Raw genomic sequence first — 19,057 nt, forward strand, 5'->3', positions numbered from 1 at the left:
TCAGGCCTTGCGGAGCGGCGCGCGCGAGGGCGGCGCGGCGTGGGCGGGGTCGTCCGGCCACGCGTGCTTCGGGTAGCGGCGGCGGAGCTCCTTCGCGATGGCGGGATAGTGGCGCGCCCAGAACCCCGACAGATCGGTCGTGACCTGCACGGGGCGCTGGTTCGGCGCGCACAGGTGCAGCACGACAGGCACCCGTCCACCGGCGACGCGCGGCCCCTCCGCCATGCCGAAGAAGTCCTGCAGCCGGGACGCGAGCGACGGCGGCGCGCCCGCCGTGTACTCGAGGCGCGCCCGCCGGCCGCCGGGCAGGACGATCGACTCGGGGGCGAGCTCGGCGAGCGCTCGCGCCTTCGCCGGGCCCAGCGAGGCCTGCACGGCGCTCGAGAGATCGGCGTCGCGGAGCTCGGCGAAGCTCCTGCGCCCGTCGCAGAGCGCCTCGAGCGTGGCGAGCACCGCGTCCTCGTCCACGTCCGGTAACGCTGCGTCGGGGCAGTGCGCGCGCACGAACGCGACCCGCAACAGCCAGCTATCGAGGGCGTCGCCCTTCACGAACGCTCGCCACCCCTTCGCCCTCGCCTGCGCCGCGAGCTCCCGCGCCGCCGCTTCCGCCAGCGGACCGCCGGCGCCGGCGGCCGGCCGCGCCTCGTCGAGCACGAGGGCGTCGTACGACAGCCGGCGAACGACCTCGACGCGCTCCGCGGCGGCGTTCCACGTCGCCTCCGTCGTGTCCCGGATCGCGTCCGTGAAGAGGTCGAGCAGCCAGTCGGCCTCGATCGCGCTCGCCGCCCGGACGACCGTGCGCGCCGAGCGCCCCTCGCTGCGCTCCTCGATGTCGACAGCGACCACGAGATCGACCTCGTCGATGACGCTCGCCTCGGAGAGCGCGGCAGTCCCGCCGGCGGCGAGCACGACCTCCCGTCCGGTCCGACCCGTTGCGCTGGTCGGCCGGCGGAGGCGCCCGACCCGGTCGGGGTATCCGGAGAGGATCGCGATGCGCTGGGCGATCTCGCGCGCCTCGACGGTCTCCGGCGGCGCGGCGCTGCGGTGATCGGCGAGCCGCGAGAGCTGCTTGCGCGTCCGCTCCACGGTGAGCGCGCGCGCCGGGTCCACGCCCAGCCACCGCAGGCGGTCCGCCGCGAACCGCGCGCGATCCGCCTCCTCGAAGGCCTGGAGCGCGGCGAGCAGGTCGGAGCTGTGCCGCGCGTCGCTCCTCCGACCATGGGGCTCCCGCGCGCCCGACGGCGCGCCGAGGTCGCGCTCCGCGACGAGCGCCGCGAGGGTGCACCCGTCGCCGGCGACGCCGCGCCGCTCGGCCTCGACGATCATCCGCGCCTGGCGCGGGTGCGCCGGGAAGCGAAGCATCCGCCGTCCGGTCGGCGTCACGTGCCGCCCCTCGTCCAGCGCGCCGAGCCGCACGAGCAGCGCCTCGGCCGCGGCGAGCCCGGCGGCGGGCGGCGCCTCAAGCCACCCGAACGCCTCGAGATCCGTGACCCCCGCGGCGCAGAGCTCGAGCACCGTCTCCGCGAGGTCGAGCCGGCGGATCTCGGGCGCCTCGTGCTCCGGCCGCGAGGCGAGATCCCCGCGCGTGTAGAGCCGGAGGCAGCGGCCGGGCCGCGTCCGCCCGGCGCGCCCCGCGCGCTGCGCCGCGGAGGCGCGGGCGATGGGCGCGACGCGGAGCGTCGGCAACCCCGACCACGGCGCGTGCGCGGCCACGCGCGCGAGGCCGCTGTCGACGACCGCGACGACGCCGTCGATGGTCACGGAGGTCTCGGCCACGTTGGTCGAGAGGATGATCTTTCGCCGATCCGCGGGGCGCACCGCGCGATCCTGCTCCGCCGCGGACAGCGAGCCGTGGAGCGGAAGGAGCAGCAGGTCTTCGCTCTTCGCGATGGCTGCGCACGCGTCCATCGCCCGCCTGATCTCCGCGGAGCCGGGGAGGAACACCAGCACGTCACCGTCGAGCCCCTCCTCGATGAGCTGCCGCACCGACGACGCGACAAGGCTCTCGAGCGTCCTGTCGCCCCAGTGCGCCGGGCCGCGGCGGTCGCCCGCGGCGTGGGTCGACGCGCTCACCCGGGCGCTCGGCAGGTACTCGATCGCGACGTCGAACATCCGCCCCTCGGCGCGCAGGGTCGGCGCCACCGAGGCTCCGGCCGACGTGGTGTCGTGGCCGCGCTCGGCCTCGGCCGCCGGGGCGGGCTGCGCCTCCGGCCCGCCGAGGAACGCCGCGATCGGCCCGGCGTCGAGCGTGGCGGACATCACCACGAGGCGGAGATCGGGCCGCGCGCCGCGCTGCAGGCGCCGGAGCAGCGCGAGCGCGACGTCGCCGGCGAGGTGCCGCTCGTGGAACTCGTCGAGCACCACGGCGCTCACGCCCCGGAGCTCGCGATCGACGAGGAGCCGCCGCGTCAGCACGCCCTCGGTCACGAAGCGGACGCGCGTGGCCGGGCCGGACGCCTCTTCGAAGCGCATCGTGTAGCCCACGGTCTCGCCCACGCGCTCGCCGAGCTCTTCGGCCACGCGCCGCGCGGACAGGCGCGCCGCGAGCCGCCGCGGCTCGAGCACCAGGATCTCGCCGCGCTCCGCGAAGCCCGCGTCGAGCAGCGCGCGCGGCACGCGCGTCGTCTTGCCCGCCCCGGGCGGGGCCTCGAGCACCACGCTCGGGCGCGCGCGCAGGGCGGCGCAGAGATCGGGGAGGATCGGATCGATCGGCAGCGGCTGCATGGCTTCGGCGTTCTCCGCGCGACGGGCGCGCGGCAGCGGAGCCTAGCAATCCTTGGCGCGCGCGGACCTGTGATACTCGTCGAATTGCCGTGAGCGCATCGACCGATCCGACCCATCTTTCAGCGACCGCGCTCGCCACGCTCCTTTCGGCGCGCGAGATCAGCTCCGAGGAGCTCACGCGGGCGCACCTGGCGCGCATCGAGGCGCTCGAGCCGCGGCTCCGCGCCTTCACCCAGGTGCTCCGCGACGAGGCGCTCGCGGCCGCCCGCGGCCTCGACGAGGAGCGCCGTCGCGGGGACGTCCGCGGCCCGCTCCACGGGCTCCCGATCACCGTGAAGGAGTCGCTCGACATGGCCGGCATGGCCTCCACGCTCGGCGTCGCTTCCCGCAAGGGGCACCGGGCGACCAGCGACGCGACGGTGACCGCGCTGCTCCGGCGCGCGGGGGCCGTGATCCTCGGGCGCACGAACGTCTCGCAGCTGCTCCTGTACAACGAGGCGCGCAACCCGCTCTTCGGGCAGACGGCGAACCCGTGGAGCCTCGATCACAGCCCGGGCGGCTCGTCCGGCGGCGAGGCGGCCGCCATCGCGGCGGGGATGTCGCCGCTCGGCATCGGCACGGACATCGGTGGCAGCATCCGCGTCCCCGCGCACTGCTGCGGCATCGTCGGCCTCAAGCCCACGCTCGATCGCTGGACCAACAAGGGGAGCAACACGGCGCTCCTCGGACAGGAGGCGATCCGCGCGCAGATCGGGCCGATGGCCAGGAGCGCCCGCGACGTCGCGCTCGTCATGTCCGAGCTCGATCCCGCGTCGATGGCGGAGCTCGACGTGCGCGTGCCGCCGCTCCCGATCGTCGAGCCAGGGAGCGTCGAGGTGGCGCGCCTGCGCGTCGGGTTCTACTGCGACGACGGGCTGGTGCCTCCCTCGACCGCCGTCGCCCGCGCCGTCACGAAGGCGGCGTCGGCCCTGCGCGCGCGCGGCGCGACGGTCGTGCCGTTCACGCCGCCCGGGATCCCCGACGCGGTCTACGCGTACTTCGCGGCGCTCTCGGCGGACGGCGGCGCGACGGCGCTGTCGCTCCTCGACGCCGGCGAGGACGGCCGCGAGGGGACGGACATCGACGTCTCGCTCCGCTCGCTCCGCACGATGGCCTCGCTCCCGCCGCTCGCGCGCCGCGCCGCCGCGCGCGTCGCTGGTCTCGCGGGCGAGCGGCGGCTCCAGCGTCTCCTCGAGGTCACCGGGCCGAAGTCGGTCTCGGAGTTCTGGCGCACCACGCACGCCCTTCGCGAGGCGCGCGCCGCGATCGCGTCGGCGATGCGCGCCGAAGCGCTCGACCTGCTGCTCTGCCCGCCGTACGCCACGCCGGCCCTGCCGCACGCCGCGTCGCGCGACTTCGTCCTCGCGGGCAGCGCCGCGATGCTGTGGAACCTCACGCAGTTCCCGGCCGGCGTCGTCCCCGTGACCCGCGTGCGGCCCGAGGAGGCGCGCCGCGAGCGGCCGCGCGACCGGCTGGAGAAGCGGGCCGCCGAGGTCGATGCGAAGAGCGTGGGCCTGCCCGTCGGCGTGCAGGTGGTCGGCTTCCCCTTCACCGAACACATGGTGATGGCCGCCATGATCGCCATCGAGGACGAGCTCGCCGGCGAGGCCGATCGGCCCGTCACGCCTGTCTCACCGCCCTCGCTCGCCGGATGACGCGGCGAACGCCGGGAGCCGGCTGACCAGGACGACACCGGAGCTCGATGACGCCGCCGCGCGGTCGCTGTCCGGCGCATCCACAGTCGACAAAAGCTGAAGCCCTACAAAGCCGAAAGGTCCGCCGGAGAACCTCTCCGCCGGACCAGTCGGGGCGAGTGGATTCGAACCACCGACCCCTTGACCCCCAGTCAAGTGCGCTAACCAGGCTGCGCTACGCCCCGAGCCACTCCGCCGCCACGTTTCGGTGCGGAGCGAGGGCGCACCGTAGTCGAAGCCTTGGGAATTGCAAGGGCATCGCATCGAGGATCGCAGACGCGCTCCAGACGGGGCGTTTGGCGCTGGATGCAGCCGGGCGCGGGGCGCGGATCGTCCGACGAAAACGCCGGGGCTCTCCGTGCGACGTCGCGGGCGCGCGATCCGAGCGGCGCCATCAGATGCCGCGGAGCGCGGCAGCGAGGCCCTGCGCCGTGCTGTCCGCGACGAGGATCCCGTCGTCGCTCCTGGCCCATGCGACCACGTCGCCCGCGTCGCAGGCGATGACCGGCACGCCGAGCGCGCGCGCCTCGCGGATCACCGTGGGGGCGGCCTCGTGCGATGAAGGGTGCAGCAGCACGTCTGCTGCGCCGATCCATGCGAGCGCTTCCCTCCGCGGGAGCGTGCCCGTGAAGCGCACCGCCGCGTTGCCGTCGCTCGTCGCCGTGACGCCCGCGCCGCGCGAGCTCCCTGCATCGAGGTCGCCGCGGCTCGCGAGGCGCTCGAGCGCGCCGCGCTCTGGACCGTCTCCGACGACGACGAGGCGCAACCCGGGTCCAGCGGCGCGCACCGCCTCGATCGCGAGCTCGACCCGCTTCGTCGGGATCAGCCGGCACGCGACGACGGCGAGGCGCTCGCCGGGGCCCTTCACGATCTCGCGACGGAGCGCGGCAGCGCGCCCCGCCACCGGCGGCAGATCGAACACGGGGGGCTCGACGCGCGAGGCGAGTTCCAGCGCGCGCGCCTGCTCCGGAGCGAGCGAGCCTGCGAGCGCGTCGCGCAGCGCGCGCGCCGCGAAGACGAGGCGCGCGTCGCGCCGGAGGAGCGCGCTCACCACCGCGGCGCGAGCCGCGCGCGGCGCGCGGAGCAGGAGCCGGACGTCGGCGCCGTGCGCGTGCACCTCGAGCGGCGTGCGCGGAAGCGCGAGCAGGAGCGGCCACGCGCACGGGATGATCCAGTGCGCCACCGCGCGATCGACCGGCCCGATCTCACGGAGCCGCTCGAGCACGCCGGCCGCGAACGGCGCCACGGAGAGCAGCCGCAGGGGCGACTCGCGCGCGCGCGCCACGGCGCCGGGCCACGCGAACAGCGCGCCCCCGCCTGCCCGATGGACGACGAGCCGGCCGTCCCGCGAAGGTGGATCGAGGATCGAGCCCCCGGCGGCGATCACGCGGACCTCGGCGCCGCTGCGCGCGAGCGCCTCCGCCGACGACCGCACGAAATGGCCGGAGGGATCCTCGTCGCTGACAGGATAGGACGTCGTGACCACCACGGCGCGCATCGGGACCTCACCAGGCTGGGCGCGGCGCGGGCACCGCCTTCGCGTCGCTCAGGCGCGCAGCCGCGGTTGCATCACGCTGCCGGGGCAACTGCTGGACGAACAAAATGACAAGACGCAGAGCACGCCGCGGACGCTCGAATCAAGCGTCCGTGTGCGTCTTCTGCGTCTTGGCCGGCTGCTCTTGCGCGAGGTGGGGTCGCTCTAGGCGACCATGTCCATCTTCGACCGCTTCCGGCGGCGACGAGCGGCCTCCGAGGCCTTCTTCCGGCGCTTCACGGACGGCTTCATGTAGTGCCGACGGCGCTTCAGCTCGCGGAGGATCCCCTCGGCGGCCATCTTCCTCTTGAGATGTTTGATGGCGCGCTCGATACCCTTGTCGCCCACGGCGACCTCGAGCGGTTTGCACTGAATGGCGTCTGTCGGCATGTCTCGAAGCGTCCTCTGCTGGGGAAAAAACTGGCCCACTCGGCGGGCGAAATGCAAGCCGGCGGGGGCCGGCAGCGCGGGGCGCGCACTATGGCAGAGGCCTTCTAGCCTCGCAAGACCTCCCGGTCGTCGCGCAGCACGACGTCACGGCGCGCCGTCCGGGCGGTTTCGCCTGTCCCGCCAGGCCCGCCTGATTCGTCTGATCCGTCTGATTCGCTGATTCGTCCTGCTCGTCTTGCTCGTCAGGTTTCGCCGGAATCCGCAATTCGCGCCAGATTTCTCTGGCTGTCCGTCGGTAATTATTAGGTCTTGCACCTGAGAAACTTTCTAAGTACACATCTCGCTGTGGCCACCTCCCGGACAGGTGCTGCAAAGGGGGCGGCGTCCCGCGATGTCCGGGGGCGCGCAGTCGGCCTCGAGCGCAGCGTGGTCGCGGAGGATACCCGGATCGCCTCCATGCTGGCGTGCGTGCGAGCGTCGGGGCTCAAGCTGACGCCGCAGCGCCTGGCGATCGTGCGCGAGCTCGCGGCGGATCCCACGCATCCGACGGCGCAGGAGCTGTTCGAGCGGCTCCGGCCGGCGCTGCCGACCATGAGCTTCGCCACCGTCTACAACACGCTCGACGCGCTGGCGTCCGCGGGGCTGTGCGCCGCGCTGTCGCTGTCGCCGGGCGCATCGCGCTTCGATCCGAACATGGCGGCGCATCATCACGCGGTCTGCGATCGATGCGGGCTCGTCCGCGATGTGCCGTGCGAGCCGCCCGCTCCATCCGCCGAGCGCTCGGACGAGATCGCCCCCGCGCCTCTCGCTGCCGCGCCCGGCTTCGAGGTCCGCGCCGTCGAGCGGATCTACCGGGGGCTCTGCGCTGCCTGCGCGAAGGGCGCCCGGGGTGGCGAAGGCGCGCGCGGCAAAGCGCGAGACGCCGGGCGAAGCGCGGCGAACAGTCGACTCCACCCTGCGGGGGATCGAGGGGCGCGGCGCCCTGGACGTGTCTAGCGGATCCACCGCGCCGCCGAACCGACCCGCGCGGGCACCAGGGACTCATCATCCCAGCCGTTCAACCGAAGGAAGGAGAGCGAACCCATGACAACCAAGCAGCTTACGGGCACGAAGACGCACCAGAACCTGAAGGACGCGTTCGCCGGGGAGTCGCAGGCCAACCGCCGCTACCTGTACTTCGCAAAGGTCGCCGACGTCGAAGGTCGCCCCGATGTCGCCGGTCTCTTCAAGGACACGGCGGACGGCGAGACCGGCCACGCGCACGGCCACCTCGACTACCTCAAGCAGGCGGGCGACCCGGCGACCGGCTTGCCGATCGGCAGCACGGAGAAGAACCTGAAGGCCGCCGTCGCCGGCGAGACCCACGAGTACGAGACGATGTACCCGGGCTTCGCGAAGGAGGCCCGCGACGAGGGATTCGAGGACATCGCGGAGTGGTTCGAGACGCTCGCGAAGGCCGAGAAGTCTCACGCCGGGCGCTTCACGAAGGCGCTGCAGTCGCTCGACTTCTGAGATCGACGACGCGAGAGCGCGAGCGCTCCGGGGCGCGCCGAGCCGACGGCGACTCGACCCGGGGCGCGCGCGCCATCGCGGCCCCGACGGCCGTCCGGCGCCGGGCCGCGCGGCGAGCCGTCCCTTCGCGCCGTACCCCATGTTGACGATGTTGAGAGGAGCCGACCAGTGAGCGTCATCCGGCGTGCACCAGACCGTCCACCGGCGACATCGCCGAACGACGAGCGATATCTCGAGCCCCGCGATCTCGAGGCAGAGCTGCGGCGGACGTTCCAGATCTGTCACGAGTGCCGCATGTGCGTCGGGTATTGCGGCTCGTTCCCCGAGCTCTTCGCGCGCGTCGACAGGGACATCGAGGCCGGCGTCGCCGAAGGCGCCGAGGCCCTCACCTACGATGACTTCAAGGCCGTCGGCGACGAGTGCTGGCAGTGCAAGCTCTGCTACATCAAGTGCCCGTACACGGCCGACGAGCACGCCTACGAGCTCCTCGATTTCCCGCGCGTGCTCGCGCGAGAGCGCGCGGTGCGCGCCCAGCGGGAGGGCATCCCGCTGGTGGACAGGATCCTCGGCGAGCCGCAGCTGATCGGCGAGCTGGGCTCCGGCGCCGTCGCGCCGCTCGCGAACCTCGTGCAGGCGAGCCGCCTGCTGCGCAAGGTGCAGGAGAAGGTGACCGGGATCTCGTCGGAGTTCCCGCTCCCGGAGATGGCGCGCAGGCCGTTCTCGTCCTGGTTCGCGGAGCACGGCGCCGCGGCCGGCGCCGGCAAGCAAGGCGACGTGGTGCTCTTCGCGACCTGCTACGGCGAGTACAACACGCCCGCGGTCCCCGAGGCGGCGGTCCGCGTCCTCGAGCACAACGGCTACGCGGTGCACGTCCCTGGCTGCTCGTCGGCGGACGATCCGCGAGACACCCCTGCGGGGGCGCTGACGTGCTGCGGGATGCCGAACCTCGACGGCGGCGATCTCGCGGCCTTCACCGCGAAGGTGAAGCACAACGTCGCGCTCCTGCTCCCGCACGTGCGCCGGGGGAGGAAGATCGTCGTGATCGGCCCGACGTGCGGCTACACGATGAAGAAGGAGTGGCCGGAGTACCTGCAGACGGCGGAGGCGCGCGAGGTCGCGGCCGCGACGGTCGACATGATGGAGTTCCTCGTCCTGCTCGGCCGCGAGAAGAAGCTCAACCGCGAGTTCAAGAAGGGGCTCGGCACGATCGCGTACCACGCCGCGTGCCACCTGCGCGCGCAGAAGATCGGCTTCCCGGGCGCCAGGGTGCTCGGCGTCGTCCCCGACACGGACGTGCGCGTCATCGAGCAGTGCTCGGCGGTCGACGGCACGTGGGGGATGAAGGCGGCCCACTACGAGACCGGGCGCAAGTACGCGTCGAAGCTCGTGCGCGGCGTCGCCGGCGCGGACGTCATCGTCAGCGACTGCACCCTCGCGGGTCTCAGGATGGTCAAGGAGAACGGCGCGAAGGTGCTGCACCCGGTCGAGGCGCTCGCCCACGCGTACGGGCTCGGCCCGACGCCGTGAACCTCGGTCCGACGTCGTCAAGGAGAGGAGCGTCATGCGTCCCATCGATCGCAACGAGGTGCTCGGGATCGGCGAATACGAGGCGATCCGCGAGCGATTCCGCAGCCGCATCATCGAGGAGAAGCGGCCCCGCCGCGTGCGGATCGGAGACCACCTGACCGCGGTGTTCGAGAACCGCGACTCGGTGCTCTTCCAGATCCAGGAGATGCTCCGCACCGAGCGCATCACGAGCGAGAGCGGCATCCTTCACGAGATCGAGACGTACAACGAGCTCATCCCGGGCGCGGGGCAGCTCAGCCTGACGCTCTTCGTCGAGATCCCCGATCGAGCGCTGCGCGACCGGATGCTCATCGATCTGGTGGGCCTCGAGGACGCCGTGTCGATCGAGATCGACGGCGTCGCCGCGCGGGCGCTCGGCAAGCGCGAGGGATCGATGGAAGACCGCACGACGGCCGTGCATTACCTCAAGGCGGATCTCCCGGCCGAGGCGCAGGCCGCGATCAAGGCGAGGAAGGCGGCGGTATCGCTCGTCGTCGGGCACCCGCGCTACGCGGTGAAGGCGCCGCTCGGGAGGGCGACCCTGGAGAAGCTCGCCGAGGACCTGTCCTAGCCGCGATGGTCTCCCTCGATCGCCCGATCAAGTTCGAAGACGTCGACGCCGCGAACATCGTCTTCTTCGCGCGCTTCCTCAACTACGCGCACGAGGCGATGGAGCGGTTCTTCGCGCCGCTCGACGGAGGCTACGCAGGGCTCATCCTCGAGCGGCGGATCGGGCTGCCGGCGGTGCGGGTCGAGGCCGACTACGCGGCGCCGGTGCGTTACGGCCAGGCGCTCCGGATCGAGACGTCGGTCGTCCGTATCGGCCGGCGGAGCGCCACGCTCCGGTACCGCATGCACCGCGCCCATGACGGCGTGCTGTCGGCGGAGCTACGGCACACGGTGGTGACCACCGACCTCGTGCAGCTGGTGTCGGTCCCGATGCCGGAGGACGTCCGGGCCCTGCTCGGCGCTCACCTCGATCTAGAGCAGGCGCCCTCCAGCGCCGGTCAACCGGCGTGAGCGCTCGGCCGGCGCGCCCGCGGGCGCGGGCACGGACGAGGACCGAACCCGAGGCGAAGGCGCGATCGCTGCTGAAGCGGCGCGTCGAGCTGACGCTCCTCCGCGACAGGGCGCATTACGACGCGCTCGTGATGGGCGCCGTCGCGAACGCGCGCGTCTCCGTGTGGATCGCGACGGCGAACGTGAAGGAGCTGCGCGTGGAGGCGCCCATCGGATCGAGGGCGCGGGCGCGCGGCCGGTACATGTCGTTCCTCGACCTGCTCGACGCGCTCGCCGCCCGGGGGGTCGAGCTGCGCCTGCTGCACGCCGGGGTCCCGTCGCGCGCCTTCCGCGCCGAGCTCCGCCGGCGGCCCCGGCCGCCGATCGAGATGCGGCGCTGCCCGCGGGTCCACCTGAAGATGATCGCCGTCGACGGCGCGCTCCTCTACCTCGGCTCCGCCAACCTCACCGGCGCCGGGCTCGGGGCGAAGGGCGAGGGGCGGCGGAACTTCGAGGCGGGCGTGCTCACCGACGACGACCTCCTGCTCGACGAGATGCAGGCGACGTTCGAGGCGATCTGGACCGGCGCCGAGTGCAAGGGCTGCAGGCTCCGGCCGCTCTGCCCGGGGCCGCTCGACCAGCTCGACAAAATTCCGTTGCGCTGACGGTCCCGATGGCCGATGAGCAGCGCATGAGCACCGCGGGACCGGACCCCTCCGACCTCGATCGAATCGCCAACGCCGCGCTCGCGCGTGTGGAGAGCGGGATGCTGCTCGGGCTCGGCACCGGGCGGGCGTCCGAGGCCTTCATCCGCCGCCTCGGGGAGCGCGTCCGCCGAGGGCTCCAGATCAAGGGCGTCGCCACGTCGGAGCGCTCGGAGGCGCTCGCCCGCCGCGAGAACATCCCGACGGTGTCGCTCGAGGAGGTCGAGCGCCTCCACGTCGCCGTCGACGGCGCCGACGAGGTGACGCCCGATCTCGGCCTCATCAAGGGCCTCGGCGGCGCGCTCCTCCGCGAGCGCGTGGTCGCCTACGAGGCCGCGCAGTTCATCATCCTCGTCACCCCCGAGAAGCTCGTCGAGAAGCTCGGCTCGCGCGTGCCCATCCCCATCGAGGTGGTGCCCTTCGCGGTCACGACGGCCACGCGGCACCTGACCGCGCTCGGAGGCAAGCCGTCGATCCGCAAGAACGCGGACGGGTATCCCTTCCAGACCGACAACCACAACTGGATCCTCGACACCGCGTTCGGTCCGATGGACGCGCCCGCAGCGGTCGACGCGCGCATCCGCAGCATCCCCGGCGTCGTCGACACGGGGCTGTTCCTCGACATGGCGACCCTCGTGCTGGTGGCGGACCCGGGCGCCGTCCGCGAGCTGACGCGGCAGCGCTAGCTCCGCGTCTCACGGATCCCGTCGGGGATCGCTGGCACGCGAGGCCAGGGAACACGGCCTTCGGGCGGGCGGCGCCAGCGCGGCGCCCGCCCATGGCGGGATTGATGACAGGCGGAGCTAGCGCGCGTGGCGATCGAGCCTGCGGGCCAGGTCGTCCAGCGCGAGGTTGCCCGGAGCCCCGAGCGACACGCGCGCGCGGAGGCTCGCCGCGGCGTCGCCGGCCGGCAGCGCCGCGATCTCGGCCGCGACCTTGCGGTAGGCCTCGCGGAAGGGGACGCCCTCCACGGCGAGCTCGACGGCGCGATCCGTGGCGAAGCACTCCGGCGTGATCGCGCGGGCCATGCGCTCCCGGTCGAACGCGAGTCCCTCGACGAGCCGCGGCAAGAGGCGCGACGTCGCGAGCGCCTCGTCGAGCCCGCGCATCGTGGGGCCCTTCGTGAGCTGGAGATCGCGGTGGTAGCCCGACGGGAGCGCCACGATGGACTGCACCTCGGCGAGCGCCCCCTGGACGACGGAGCACGCCGCGCGCATGAGCTCGACGACGTCGGGGTTGCGCTTCTGGGGCATGATCGACGAGCCGGTCGTGAACGCCTCCGGGAGGCGGATGAACGCGAGCTCGCTCATCGCGAACAGGCTGAGATCCCACGCGAGCCGGCGGCTCACGGCCATCACCTGCCACGCGGCGGCGAGGATCTGCGCCTCGATGATGCCGCGCGACGTCTGGGACGCGAGCGGGTTCAGCGCAACGCCGGCGAACCCGAGCTCGCGCGCGACGCCGACGCGATCGAGCGGGAGGTTCACGCCGAAGCCCGCGGCGCCCCCGAGCGGGCAGCGATCGACGAGCGCCCGCGTCGCGCGCACCACGTCGATCGCGTCGGCGAGCCCCTCGACGAACGAGGCGGCCCAGTAGCCGACCGACGACGGCACCGCCCGCTGCAGGTGCGTGTAGCCGGGCATCGGCGTCTCTGCCTCGCGCCTGGCGAGATCGAGCAGCGCGCGGGCGCCCGCCGCCGCGTTCTCGGCGAGCTCGTCCAGCGCGTCGCGCTCGTACAGGCGCGTGGCGACGAGCACCTGATCGTTGCGGCTCCGGCCGGTGTGCACCTTCTTGCCCGCGTCGCCGATGCGGGCGACCAGCGCGGCCTCGATCGCGCTGTGGCCGTCCTCGTCGTCCTCGGTGAGCCGCAGCTCGCCGGCCTCGTTCTGGGCCGAGAGCACCTCGAGCTCGCGGACGAGCGCGTCCCGCTCCGCCTCGCTGAGCACGCCGATCCGCGCGAGCCCGCGGACGTGCGCGATCGTGGCCCGCAGGTCGTACGCGAGCAGGCGCTGATCGAGCTGCCAGTCGTCGCGCGAGGTGTAACGCAGCATTTGGGCGTCGGTCGCGCCCCCTTTGTCCCACAGTCGTACGCTCATTCAGCTCCCCAGGCTCTCGTCCACGAGAGCACGGATCTCGGCAAGCTTCTTGGCCTTGCCCTCGTCCAGCGATCGCGGCTTCGCCGCGCCGGCCGCGGGCGCGAGCTCTCGCTCGAGCTCGCGCAGCTCGTCCTCCGCCGTCCGCGCCGGCCGGCGCCTGCCGAGGCCGAGCGCGCGGGCCAGCCAGCTCCTCGACTCGCCGATCGCGTAGTCGTCCGCGGCGATCCGGTCCGGCGCGGCGCGCAGCATGCGGACGAGCGCGGCGTTGGAGCTGGCCCAGACGGCGGACTCGTCGAAGTGGGCGCGCGGCGTCACGTCGAGGTGCCGCGCGGCGATCCGATCGGGCACGTCGTGCAGCCGGCAGTAGACGGCGAGCGCGAGCGCGAGCTCGTCGACCGGCATCTTGGTCGCCGAGTGCACCTGCACGCCGCCGCAGCCCTTCGCGTACAGGTAGGAGCCGTTCGTCGCGAGGACGCCGAAGCCGAGCAGCACGGCGGCGAGATCCACCGCGGGCTCGCGGTCCGACGGCGCGAGCGCGTCGAAGGCGCCGGCCTCGCTCAGGAACATGTACGCCACGGCGCGCACGAACGCCGTCGTGAGCACCGTGGGGTTGCGGAGCTCGCCCGCGGAGAGCGCGACCCGGTACCCGCCCTCGCCGCGCGGGGCGACGCGCTCCAGCTTCGTGTCCAGCGCCATCCCGCCGCATGCGCCGCTCGAGCAGCTCACGGTGCTGGCCTGCCCCTCGGGGGTGACCACCGCGAGCTCCACCGGGACATCCTGGAGCCCGGCGTGCTCCTGGACCCGCAGCATCAGGGCGGCCACCGTCCTCGGCGAGCCGTCGAACGCGTCCGGGAAGAACTCGGCCGTCGGCTGCACCAGCCCGCGCACCGGCTCCGCGCCGTGCTGGAGGAGCGTTGCGGTCGTACGAAGGATCCAGCGGATCTGCGGTTCGTCCGGGAGGTCCATACAGCTACTGTATGCCACCGCTGCGCGGCGGTCGCGCGGTAGTTCCCAGGTAGCTTCAGCAGAAGGCCGGCCGGGCGGCAACGCCCGGCTCGGGGACGCGAATTTTGGCGTTTTTTTGTCCATGCCACTTCCTTTTCGACGGCGGTCGGCGACCGCGTAAAGTTGTGCCCCCATGACGGAAGAGGCGAAGGGCATCTCCGAGAGGAAAGCGGATCACATCGAGCTCTGCGCGACCGGCGACGTCGGGTTCCGCGCCAAGACCACGCTGCTGGAGCAGGTCGAGCTGATCCACGACGCGTTGCCGGAGCTCTCCCTCGACGCGATCGACACCTCGGTGCTGCTGCTCGGGAAGCGGCTCCGCGTCCCGCTCCTGATCGCGGCAATGACCGGCGGGACGGAGCGCGCGCACGCGATCAACCGGGAGCTCTCGCGGATCGCCGAGGAGCGCGGGTACGGCTTCGGGCTCGGGAGCCAGCGGGCGATGCTGAACGGCGACGCCTCCGCCACCTACGAGGTCCGCGCGCACGCTCCGACCACCCTCCTCCTCGGGAACATCGGCGCCGTGCAGGCGCGATCGCTGTCGACGGAGGCGGTCGCCGATCTCGTGGCCCAGGTCGGCGCCGACGCGCTCTGCGTCCACATGAACCCCGCGATGGAGCTGGTCCAGCCGGGCGGCGACCGGGACTTCGCCGGCGCGCTGGACGCGATGGGCCGGCTCGCGAGCGGCCTCAGCGTGCCGGTCGTCGCGAAGGAGACCGGCTGCGGGATCGGTCCGGGGACGGCGTACCGCCTGGTCCGGGCGGGCGTCCGCGACCTGGACGTCTCCGGCGCTGGAGGCACCTCCTGGGTCGCCGTCGAGGCGGCCCGCGCCGAGGGGGCGGCCCGCTCCCTCGGTGAGGCGCTGCGCGAGTGGGGGGTGCCCACGGCCGCCTCGGTGCTCATCGCCCGCGCTATCCGTCCTCGCTTCAAGACGATCATCGCGACCGGGGGCATCACGAGCGGCCTCGACGTCGCTCGAGCGCTCGCGCTCGGCGCGCATGCGGCCGGGATTGCGCGCCCGGTCCTCCAGGCGTTCGTCTCGGGGGGACGGGACGCAGCGGTGCGGTACCTCGAGAGCGTCGAGGCCGAGCTCCGGGCGGTCATGCTGCTCGTCGGCGCGCGCGACGTCGCGTCGCTCCAGAAGGCACCCGTGCTGCTCGGACGGGAGCTGCGCAGGTGGACCCGGTTGCTGAAGCAGATGAAGCGGATGGAGAGGGCGTAGTCGTGGCGGTCGGGGCAACGGGGGTAGGGGGGCCGAGACGGCGGGGTCCGGTCCCCGGGGTAGGGACGGCGGGGCCGAACCGACGTTGTCGGCGGGGACGGCAAGGCGCCCAGCGGTCGCTGTCCTTGGCGGGGGCGCCGGGCACGCCTCTGGCCCGCGCTCGACGCTTCCGTCCGGTCAGCCCCGCATGATACGGTCCGAAGCTCTGGAGAACCCCGGGATAAAATGACGGAGAAAAAAGGGCGTCCGAGCGATCGTCCCCCCGAGGACCTGAAGAAGGAGCGCGATGCCTTCATTCAGCAGTTCTTCCGCAAGGGGGCGCAGCTGACCGAGGAGCTCCTCCGCGAGAACGAGCGCCTTCGCGACAAGATCTCCGAGCTCGAGTCGGAGAACGGCAAGCTCCGCGCGCACCTCGCGAGCGACTCGGCCATCCGCGATCTGCTCCGCAAGATCGAGGAGCTCGAGCAGGAGAAACGCGACCTTGTGACGCAGTCGGTGCGGATGGTGGCGGCCTCGGACCGCTTCAACAGCCGCTACTCGGAGGCGGAGGGAGAGCTCGCGAACCTCGCGAACCTGTACGTCGCGCTGTCGCAGCTGCACGCGGCGCGCAACGTGCGCCATGTCCTCCGCAACCTGAAGGAGCTCCTGGCGCAGTTCCTCGGGGCGGGCGCCTTCTCCGTGTACCTGGCGTCTCCCGATGGTAAAGAGCTCGTCTCGATCGCGAGCGAAGGCGTCGCGGTCGAGGAGATCGCGCGGATGCCGGTGACCGAAGGCGTCGTCGGCCAGGCATTCTCGAAGGGGGAAATCTTCTTCGACGAGACCAAGGACGTCTCCAAGGGGAGCATCGAGGATCCCGCTGCAGTGATCCCGCTCGACTTCAACGGGCGCACCGTGGGTGTCATCGCGATCTTCAGCACGCTCCCGCAAAAGACGGAGTTCGTGAACGTGGACACCGAGCTCTTCAAGCTCCTCGGGGCCCAGGCCGCCCCCGCCCTCATCAACGCGCGGCTCTTCACCGACGCCGGCCGGAAGGTGCCTGGCGTCCAGGCATTCCTGGACCTGGAGGACTGATCATGGCCGAGTACTCGTGTCTGATCGTTGAAGACTCGCCCATGATGCGGCAGCTCTTGGTCTTCGCGCTGGCGCGCGTGAAGAACCTCCGCGTCACCGAGGCAGACGATGGCGTCGACGGTCTCCGCAAGCTCGCCTCGACCAAGTACGACGTGATCATCACCGACATCAACATGCCGATCATGGACGGGCTCAAGCTCGTCAAGCGCGTGCGCACGGATCCGGTCCACAAGGACACCCCGATCATCATCATCACCACCGAGGGGTCTCAGGAGGATCGTCAGCGCGCGTTGCAGCTCGGCGCGAACGCGTACATCACGAAGCCCATCCAGGCCCCGCAGGTCATCGCCAAGGTCAAGGAGCTCCTCAAGATCGACTGAGGCGCGCGCCGGCGGCCGCGCCCCGTCGCCCGCGTCCTGCGGGCGCGCGATTCCATGCACCGGCCGCTCGGGCGGCGCGGCGCCCCGCCGCGGCCGTGCGGGTCGGCGCTGCGATGAAGCCGCGCTCCGCTCTACGGCTTCGGGCCGAACTTCAGGAGCACGCGGTTGCGGCCGGTGCGCTTCGCCTCGTAGAGCGCCTCATCGGCCGCCGCGATGAGCTCCATGCCGGTCTGCACCGCGAGCTCGGGGTGCGCCGCGACGCCGACGCTGATCGTCGTCGGCATGCGAACGCCCTCGTGCTCGAAGACCGACCCCTCGATGAGGAGGCGCAGCCGCTCGCCGAGGATGCCCGCGTTCTCGAGCCCCACGCCGCGGCACAGGATGCCGAACTCTTCACCGCCGTAGCGCGCGAACACGTCCTCGGTCCGCACCGTGTGGCTCGCGATCTTGGCGATCCTCGCAAGCACGTAGTCGCCGGCGAGGTGCCCGAAGGTGTCGTTGATCCTCTTGAAATGATCGACGTCGAACATGAGCAGCGACAGGTGCGCGCCGTGCCGCCGCGCATAGGAGACCTCGGTCTCGAGCCGATCCAGGAAATACTTCTTGTTGAAGGCCTTGGTGAGGGCGTCGCGCAGCGCGGCGTCGTACATCTGCTGCTGAAACGACTCATCCAGGTGGTCGTGGTAGGTGAACTTGAGGATGGTCGTCGAGCCCAGGCGGATCTTGTCGCCGTCGTGCAGGGCGACGCGCGTGATGTGCTCGCCGTTCACCATCGTCCCGTTCGAGCTGTTGAGATCCTCGATCAGCACCTGGCTGTCCATCTGGAGGAGGCGCGCGTGGCGCCGCGAGATGCCGTCGTCGTTCAGCCGGATGGTCGCCCCGGATGCCCGGCCGATCACGATCTCGGCGCCCTCGACCCGGTACATCTCGCCGACGTTCGAGCCAGCGAGCACGATGAGGTAGGCGCGGTCCTTCGGCGAGCGCGCCGGGATCTCCTTGTGGAGTTCCCCAACGTTGGCCACCCGCGTGGCCTCGAAGTCATCGTCGGGGAGGTAGCTGCCCATGCTCCCTGAGGATGATCCTAAATCCTTGAAATAGGTTCAAGCGGGAGGGCATGGCACAGGCGATGTTCCCTGTCGGGTAGGGTGCGTGACGGAGCGTCATGCGTTTCGCGCGTTTCGCGCGGCTCGAGCGTTTTCCGCCCTTGCGCGCGCTCCCGACGGAGCGCTCCCGCGCACCTGCGCGCTCACGCAGCCCTGCCGAGCGGCACCACGAGCTGCTCGACCCAGAGCTCGCCCGCCCGGAGCTCGACGAACGTCGCGTCGGCGTGCCCCGCGCCATACGCGGAGACGGCGCCGCTCCGCACAAGCTCGTCAAGCTCGCCATGCTCGCCAGGCGCCCGCGCGCCGGCGCGCACGTGATCGACGGTGCCCCGCAGCGAGCACGGCGCTTCGCCCACCGAGCCGACGTTGATGATGCGCACGCCGCCCACCATCCGATCGAACGGGACGTGGGAGCCACCACAGATCACGACATCCGCCGGATCGTCGCCGAGCAGGGAGAGCACCTCCTCATCGGTCATGTCGTGAGAGATCGGCTCGAGCGGATCCGCCGGGGAGCCGTGGACCAGGACGAGCTCGCCGCCGTCCTCGAGCGGCAGGCGGTACGTCGGGGCGAGCCGCGCCAGCCGCGCAAGGATCAGCTCGCCGAGCTCGGTGCGCGTCTGGGACAGGCGATCGAGCCGCGCTCGCTCGTGCTCGCTCCGCGCCCTGACCTTGTCGAGGTCCAGCGTCGCCAGGGCGCGATCCGATACGCCCTGTACGCAAACTGCCTTGGCCTGGGTGAGCCGGCGCCACGTCTCGAGCGGCTTCGGGCCGGGAAAGCAGAGATCTCCGGCGACCAGGAGCTGGGTGTACCCTCGGCGCTCGGCCGTGGCCAGGACCGCCGCGAGCGCGTCGGCGTGGCCGTGAATATCCGAGACGCAGAGCAATCGCACCCGGCGAGCATAGGATCTGAGAGCGACGCCGCCAAGGCGCGAGGTGGGGCCAGGTGGCGATAAACCGGCGGTCGGGCCCTGCGGAACCGCCGTTCACGCCCCCACGGTCTTGCTAGCCTCCCGCC

The 19,057-nt window shown here is 72.2% G+C and carries 19 protein-coding genes and 1 tRNA gene; 12 read left to right on the plus strand and 8 right to left on the minus strand.

From position 1 onward, the window contains the following. Complete coding sequence (locus WMF34_RS09185) at positions 1 to 2,724, minus strand: ATP-dependent RNA helicase (protein WP_437993031.1); 2,724 nt, start codon at positions 2,722 to 2,724, stop codon at positions 1 to 3. 89 nt (positions 2,725 to 2,813) lie between these two features. Between WMF34_RS09185 and WMF34_RS09190 the strand changes: the two genes are divergently transcribed. Continuing rightward, entirely contained in the window at positions 2,814 to 4,418 is a 1,605-nt protein-coding gene (locus WMF34_RS09190) for an amidase (protein WP_437993032.1), read from the plus strand. 149 nt (positions 4,419 to 4,567) lie between these two features. Here WMF34_RS09190 and WMF34_RS09195 read toward each other — a convergent pair. After that, a tRNA-Pro gene (locus WMF34_RS09195) sits at positions 4,568 to 4,642 on the minus strand. A gap of 209 nt (positions 4,643 to 4,851) precedes the next feature. Beyond that, the gene (locus WMF34_RS09200) at positions 4,852 to 5,943 is read right to left on the minus strand and encodes a glycosyltransferase family 4 protein (RefSeq protein ID WP_437993033.1); all 1,092 of its coding nucleotides are present in this window, start codon (positions 5,941 to 5,943) and stop codon (positions 4,852 to 4,854) included. Between WMF34_RS09200 and WMF34_RS09205 the strand changes: the two genes are divergently transcribed. Further along, positions 5,936 to 6,160 (plus strand): hypothetical protein, encoded by a 225-nt coding sequence (locus WMF34_RS09205; protein WP_157906559.1) that lies wholly within the window; start codon positions 5,936 to 5,938, stop codon positions 6,158 to 6,160. The two genes, WMF34_RS09200 and WMF34_RS09205, sit on opposite strands and share 8 nt — an antisense overlap. Here the strand turns inward: WMF34_RS09205 and rpsU are convergent. Next, a complete protein-coding gene (gene rpsU / locus WMF34_RS09210) occupies positions 6,157 to 6,381 on the minus strand; it encodes a 30S ribosomal protein S21 (RefSeq protein WP_012234386.1) in 225 nt (74 codons plus the stop codon). The two genes, WMF34_RS09205 and rpsU, sit on opposite strands and share 4 nt — an antisense overlap. A gap of 426 nt (positions 6,382 to 6,807) precedes the next feature. Here rpsU and WMF34_RS09215 point away from each other — a divergent pair, with 426 nt between their 5' ends. The 7 genes from WMF34_RS09215 (at position 6,808) to rpiA (ending at position 11,848) form a co-directional block, all read left to right on the plus strand. Beyond that, positions 6,808 to 7,377: a Fur family transcriptional regulator gene (locus WMF34_RS09215; RefSeq protein ID WP_437993034.1), complete on the plus strand. Its 570-nt coding sequence runs from the start codon at positions 6,808 to 6,810 to the stop codon at positions 7,375 to 7,377. Positions 7,378 to 7,464: 87 nt separating this feature from the next. Beyond that, a complete protein-coding gene (locus WMF34_RS09220) occupies positions 7,465 to 7,893 on the plus strand; it encodes a rubrerythrin family protein (RefSeq protein ID WP_012234388.1) in 429 nt (142 codons plus the stop codon). Between the two features lie 168 nt (positions 7,894 to 8,061). Next, the gene (locus WMF34_RS09225; RefSeq protein WP_012234389.1) at positions 8,062 to 9,420 is read left to right on the plus strand and encodes a hypothetical protein; all 1,359 of its coding nucleotides are present in this window, start codon (positions 8,062 to 8,064) and stop codon (positions 9,418 to 9,420) included. 34 nt (positions 9,421 to 9,454) lie between these two features. Continuing rightward, entirely contained in the window at positions 9,455 to 10,030 is a 576-nt protein-coding gene (locus tag WMF34_RS09230) for a DUF3501 family protein (protein WP_437993035.1), read from the plus strand. Between the two features lie 5 nt (positions 10,031 to 10,035). Continuing rightward, positions 10,036 to 10,479, plus strand: coding sequence for an acyl-CoA thioesterase (locus WMF34_RS09235; RefSeq protein WP_437993036.1), 444 nt, complete (start codon positions 10,036 to 10,038; stop codon positions 10,477 to 10,479). Beyond that, positions 10,476 to 11,123, plus strand: a complete 648-nt coding sequence (locus WMF34_RS09240; protein ID WP_437993037.1) for a phospholipase D family protein — start codon at positions 10,476 to 10,478, stop codon at positions 11,121 to 11,123. The genes WMF34_RS09235 and WMF34_RS09240 overlap by 4 nt, the downstream gene beginning before the upstream one ends. Before the next feature lie 26 nt (positions 11,124 to 11,149). Beyond that, positions 11,150 to 11,848, plus strand: a complete 699-nt coding sequence (gene rpiA, locus WMF34_RS09245; protein WP_437993038.1) for a ribose-5-phosphate isomerase RpiA — start codon at positions 11,150 to 11,152, stop codon at positions 11,846 to 11,848. Between the two features lie 117 nt (positions 11,849 to 11,965). On the opposite strand, the gene argH is transcribed toward rpiA, so the two are convergent. Beyond that, positions 11,966 to 13,258 (minus strand): argininosuccinate lyase, encoded by a 1,293-nt coding sequence (gene argH / locus WMF34_RS09250; RefSeq protein ID WP_012234394.1) that lies wholly within the window; start codon positions 13,256 to 13,258, stop codon positions 11,966 to 11,968. Continuing rightward, positions 13,259 to 14,224, minus strand: a complete 966-nt coding sequence (locus WMF34_RS09255) for a hypothetical protein (protein ID WP_044964392.1) — start codon at positions 14,222 to 14,224, stop codon at positions 13,259 to 13,261. A gap of 172 nt (positions 14,225 to 14,396) precedes the next feature. Between WMF34_RS09255 and fni the strand changes: the two genes are divergently transcribed. From fni to WMF34_RS09270, 3 genes are all read left to right on the plus strand, one after another. Beyond that, positions 14,397 to 15,485, plus strand: a complete 1,089-nt coding sequence (gene fni, locus WMF34_RS09260) for a type 2 isopentenyl-diphosphate Delta-isomerase (protein ID WP_012234396.1) — start codon at positions 14,397 to 14,399, stop codon at positions 15,483 to 15,485. Between the two features lie 225 nt (positions 15,486 to 15,710). Then, positions 15,711 to 16,556 carry a GAF domain-containing protein gene (locus tag WMF34_RS09265; protein WP_012234397.1) on the plus strand — a complete coding sequence of 282 codons (846 nt, stop codon included), beginning with the start codon at positions 15,711 to 15,713 and terminating at the stop codon, positions 16,554 to 16,556. Positions 16,557 to 16,558: 2 nt separating this feature from the next. Next, entirely contained in the window at positions 16,559 to 16,936 is a 378-nt protein-coding gene (locus tag WMF34_RS09270) for a response regulator (protein WP_012234398.1), read from the plus strand. A 131-nt stretch (positions 16,937 to 17,067) separates the two neighbouring features. Here WMF34_RS09270 and WMF34_RS09275 read toward each other — a convergent pair whose 3' ends face one another. Together WMF34_RS09275 and WMF34_RS09280 are read right to left on the minus strand one after the other, a co-directional pair. Continuing rightward, positions 17,068 to 18,000 carry a GGDEF domain-containing protein gene (locus WMF34_RS09275; protein WP_012234399.1) on the minus strand — a complete coding sequence of 311 codons (933 nt, stop codon included), beginning with the start codon at positions 17,998 to 18,000 and terminating at the stop codon, positions 17,068 to 17,070. Between the two features lie 182 nt (positions 18,001 to 18,182). After that, complete coding sequence (locus tag WMF34_RS09280; RefSeq protein WP_012234400.1) at positions 18,183 to 18,932, minus strand: metallophosphoesterase family protein; 750 nt, start codon at positions 18,930 to 18,932, stop codon at positions 18,183 to 18,185. Between the last annotated feature and the right edge of the window lie 125 nt (positions 18,933 to 19,057).

It is taken from the genome of Sorangium sp. So ce145 (genome assembly GCF_051525985.1).
In the GTDB taxonomy this organism is placed as follows: Bacteria; Myxococcota_A; Polyangia; order Polyangiales; family Polyangiaceae; genus Sorangium; species Sorangium cellulosum_B.